The sequence below is a fragment of the Akkermansia sp. UBA7090 genome, assembly GCF_002493465.1.
Lineage (GTDB): Bacteria > Verrucomicrobiota > Verrucomicrobiia > Verrucomicrobiales > Akkermansiaceae > Akkermansia > Akkermansia muciniphila_A.
Genome location: NZ_DKYW01000015.1, coordinates 1 through 4934, shown reverse-complemented (window position 1 = coordinate 4934; position 4934 = coordinate 1). Strand labels below are relative to the sequence as shown.

The following is a 4934-nucleotide window of genomic DNA, read 5'->3' as shown; positions in this document are numbered from 1 at the left end:
TCGTCCGTCCTGGCGAGTTCTTCGACGACAGCTTCCGAGGGTTTGCCCTGAAGGTCGGGCATGAAGCGGCGGTTGGCGATGCCGGAGGCCCTGTTGGAGGAAGCGTCCGTGGAGAAAGCCTGCTGAAGAACGGTTTTCAGTTCTTCCCTGCCCGTGCCCCCAAGGCTGGAAGGGCGGGCGGCCAGGGAGGAGGCGAACCAGGAGTCCCAGAGGGCGTCGTTGATCATCAGGCCGTGGTCCCAGAAGTCCCCCAGGGCGGCGTCCCCCATGATTTCGTTGTGGGAGAACACCTTGTCGGCGGGAAGCATGGGATCGGCAAACGCGTTGCCGATGCCTACGCCCGGCACGCCGGACTGGTAGGCGAAGCGCTTGGCGATGGCCGCCTTGGAATCACTCCTGTACCATCCCGGGGTGAGGCGGCATCCGGCAAAGCCGGCCAGGCTGGAGGGCTGCTGGAAGGGAAGCTCCGCGGCGACAATCTTGTTGACCTGTTCGGCTCCCGGCCCTCCGAAGGGGGAGAGCCTGGTGCCGTCGTTGGAAAGGATGTTGGAGATGGTGATGGGGAAGAAGTCGCTGTTGGCGTTCTTGACTTCAAACTGGTACGGGCTGTAGAGGCGCCCCAGTTCGGAGGCGGTGGGCATCTGGCCGCCCCAGAAGAGGGGGCTGGAGTGCTGCCATGTCTTGGCGCGGTAGTCCTTGCCCTCCGGGTAGGCTCCAATCACGGGCGGCTTGCCCCATTTTACTGATACTCCGTAGTAGGCTACAAACTCAGGATCCTTGTCTGGAGCTCCGTCTTTCCCTTGGAGCCATTCTTTGAATTTTTGTTCATTTTTTAGATCAGGTTGACCCGGATTATCGTAATGAGCCGCTTTAATACGAATGTTATCGACAAGAGGTTTTTCCCAGACGCCCCAGTTCAAGTTAAGAACAGCAGGCATATATTTATCAAAAGCCTTGGGTTCTTCTGTAGAGCTTCCGTTTAACTGAATGGAGGCAGTATTTCCAGAAGTATTCATTAAGCCAGCGCCCATAACAAAAGTTCCCAGTTTATTAGAACGAGCGTCATAATTGTCTGTAAATCTATTAGCCAGAAGATGGCTTTGAGGAGTTTTATCCCCCTGCGGCTTTAAATACGTGCCCTGTATTTCTTCATAGGATTGAGCAAACTCAATACTTGCTGTCGCTGTCCCTATTGGATTGGATAATCCAGGGAACGGCTCCATTTCATAATTACTTCCATCTAAATTTTTATATAGTAATCCTGCCTTCCATTCTACAGAATAAGGAGAGGCTTGGGAGGGAGTGGCACTCCATCCTTCCTTGAACGGAACTCCATCCACACAACTATCCGTATTATCTCTTTTGATGGTAATAATATCCTCATATGAGGCTAAAGGCTGGGAAAAAATGACTATTTCTCCTGATTTTAAAATAGGAATAGAGCCTTTCTTGATGGAAGCATTGTTAATAGTCGTATCGGTTCTGAATGATGCGCCAAAATCTGCAATTTGCCGCATTCCAAGACCGTTCCACAACAGTTGGCTCATTCCATTGTATGGAGTCATGGGATATTCATACTTTCTCGTCAAATCCTTCAGCCAAGATTCATTAATACCATAAAAATCCCGTCTCCCAATATTGCATACGTCAAAATTGCCGCTAGTTAATAACGGCATAAATCTGTATTCTCCAAAATATGCTCCCCATGGCGCTCCGTTTCCGCCCTGCATTTTCATGTCCACATTATATGGATTCCACCAGACGTACACGGGAATAATGGCCAAATTGACATCAACAAACCCGCCTCCGGCTCTAGCGTGAAATCCTCCATCTGCATCTAAACCATCATTTAACGGTTTGTTTTGGTGATTTGTCAGGAGCAATCCTACAAAGGAATAAAAGCGCAGCAGGATGGGATGGCGCATGTACGTGTAGCGGTTGTCCATCATTTCCATGTTGGCTGCGGAGTCCGCCGCAATCAGCGTGCTGGGAGCGCTTCCGTTCCATTGAAGGGTGGCGGAGGCATCCTGGCCTTCCCTCTTCGTGGAGGAGTCCCACACGTTCGCCCACAGGTAAAGCTGGTTCCAGGAGCCGATCGGCCGGTTCCGGTCCGACGGGTTGCCGTCCTCGGACGTGTACGGACGCAACCCTATGTCCGCCGTATCGCCGCGAAATTCCGCAGGCAGTTTTTCTTGAGAAAATATGATATTCAAGTCTTTTTTTAATCCACCGAATTTAGAATCCGTCAGCAAACTGGAAGAAACCAGAGAGATGTCGTGGTAAACGTCACCCAAATCCTTCAAACGTCCGTTTTTATTGTTGGCCAGCAGAGAATCAAGAGAGATAAGCTTTCTGACTGCGGACATGTCGTTCCCGGATCCCGCCGTCATTACGGAAGAAAGATTGAGAGACTCCAGATCGGGGCCGGGCGTATCCCAGGTGGAACGCAGCACCGTCAGGGCATCCGTACTTTCTTCAGAAGCATGCGGCATCAAATTGATACGCGCTTTCTGGTTTTCCCCCGTGACCCACCAGGCTATATATTTACGGGAGTTGGCATTCTTTTTCAGTCCTGTGGTCTTGGAGGAATCATCTACGCGCACCATGCGGGCGTAGATTTCCTTTTTATCCTGATTCCTGGCTCCAACGGGCGTCCCTATCGTGCCTGGTCCCACCAGGGCGACGCTGCGGAAGTTCTGGTTAGAGAGAGAACGTTTGCCCAACAGGTTTTTACCCGCTTCCAGGGAACTGAGTCTGCGCAGGTCAGGGTCGGAAATGAGCCAGCGGCGGAACATGGATTTTCTTCCTGTATCATAGGTGGCCGAGATGTTCATGCCCTCGGAGTTATTCGTATTGAGCCAGGAATCCCAGCTGTTCCAGACACCCAGAATATAAGGGGCGTTTCCTTCGCTGGTTCCGGAAGAAAGAATGCCGGAATTGGCGGAAACACGCTGGTCAGGGCCCAATTCACACTGAAGCTGGCCCAAAGCTACTTCCAGGGAAAATCTGGCGAGGGATTTGGCCTCCGCCGCAAAAAGCTGTTTCTCGGAAATACGGACCTGTGAAGATGCAATGGTTAAAAGGCCGACGCTGAGGAGGGCCAAAAGCATCATCAGGGTAATGGTGGCAATCAGGGCAAACCCCTTGCTGACATGCCTGGCAGGACGTTTAGTGAAAAGTTTGATCTTCATGAAAATGATGGGTTCCGGCAGGCCCCTTTCCGTTCGAGTGTGAGGAGGAAAAACCTCTGCTGTCACGAAGGTGCGAAGAGCCAATTCTTAACTCTAGCCAATACAAAAAAGAGGCAGTTCATGCAAGCTCAAAGTTGGTTCAACAGGGCACACGTTGAGCAGGGCAAACAGGCTCCGGGACAATTGGAAAGAAAAATAAGGCAAGAAAAATCGCATTTTTATCCAATTCCGTTCTTAAAGGTTTATATTATGATTTTTATAGAAAAATCGGATTCTAAATTCGGCGGTCTTAAGAAAGACCTCAACATTATGTTTTCCCAGGAAAAACTTCCTGAAGAATTTCGCGGCGATACGGCGGACATAGGGTTGCGTCCGTACACGTCCGAGGACGGCAACCCGTCGGACCAGAACCGGCCGATCGGCTCCTGGAACCAGCTTTACCTGTGGGCGAACGTGTGGGACTCCTCCACGAAGAGGGAAGGCCAGGATGCCTCCGCCACCCTGCAATGGAACGGAAGCTCTCCCAGCACGCTGATTGCGGCGGACTCCGCAGCCAGCATGGAGATGATGGACAACCGCCACACGTACATGCGCCATCCCATCCTCCTGCGCTTTTATTCCTTCGTAGGGCTTAACTATGTCAGACACGGCAACAAGCACCCCAACCGCGGAGGATGGATTGACTTCCGTGTCGCCGTCATTCCCGTCTATGTCTGGTGGAATCCGTATAATGTGGATATGAAACTGACCGGGGCCAATGGAGGCGTCTGGGGAGCCTACTTCGGCGAGCACCGCTTCATGCCCCTGCTGCTTTCCCATAATGTTAAATTCGCATGGAACCAACTGGATGAAAATGCACTCTCCAATTATGGAGAATCCTGCCTGATCCCCTATTTGAACGCTTCTTATAACAACCGCCAGGTGGCGGATTTCGGCGCCTCTTTCAGGACTACGGCCAAACTTAACAGTGACGGTTCCACCGTCAAGGGAGAGCCTTCCACCTTGAAAGCAGGAGAGATCGTCGTCTTTGCCCAGCCGGTCGTTTCCAATATCGCCAACGGTAACGAAGTTTACAAAACAAAGCCCAACAGCGGTGATTTCAAACCGGACAGATTCCCGCTCAAAGAGGGATGGTCCCAGGAACCGGGACAAGTCAGCTCTTATGCCGTCAACCTGACGGACGGCGTCCGTTATGAACTTCTGGACGGCAGCGGATATAACCAGGTAGGCATTGCCAAGGCTTCCGTTATCTTCGCGGAAGATACCAGCCGGCTCAACGGAACGCCGGACAATCATGTTCTCGCCGTCAAATACGGAGACAAGGGTGCCTCCAAAGCCCTGGGAACCTTCGTGATGGGGGCCGGCCTGATGGATCCCAACAAAATGAACAGTTCCTCTTCCCTGAATGGGAAAAGCACGGCGGAAATAGAAATTTTCTCCAAGACCATGCCGGCCATCCTCAACCTGAACTGGGGCGCCTGGGAAAAACCTCTTGTTGACCAAATTAAACTTCCCGCAGAAATGTGGGAACGCAACGAAGGGACCAATGAAGAAGCTAAAAAAGCGGGCGAATACGGCACGCCCTCTTTGGACTCCACGTTTGTCGCCTACTATGGAGTATCGGTAAAATGGGGCAAGCCCCCCGTGATTGGAGCCTATCCGGAGGGCAAGGACTACCGGGCCAAGACATGGCAGCACTCCAGCCCCCTTTTCTGGGGAGGCCAGATGCCCACCGCCTCCGAA

General features: G+C 52.1%; 1 protein-coding gene and 1 pseudogene. One reads left to right on the top strand and one right to left on the bottom strand.

Annotated elements, in window-relative coordinates; genetic code table 11:
* Positions 1-3191, bottom strand: a 3191-nt coding sequence (locus B3075_RS05455; RefSeq protein WP_290492040.1) for a hypothetical protein, incomplete at its 3' end; no start/stop codon positions are given.
* 249 nt (positions 3192-3440) lie between these two features.
* Between B3075_RS05455 and B3075_RS05450 the strand changes: the two are divergent.
* Positions 3441-4934 (top strand): annotated as a pseudogene (locus B3075_RS05450) (hypothetical protein); the annotation flags it as partial.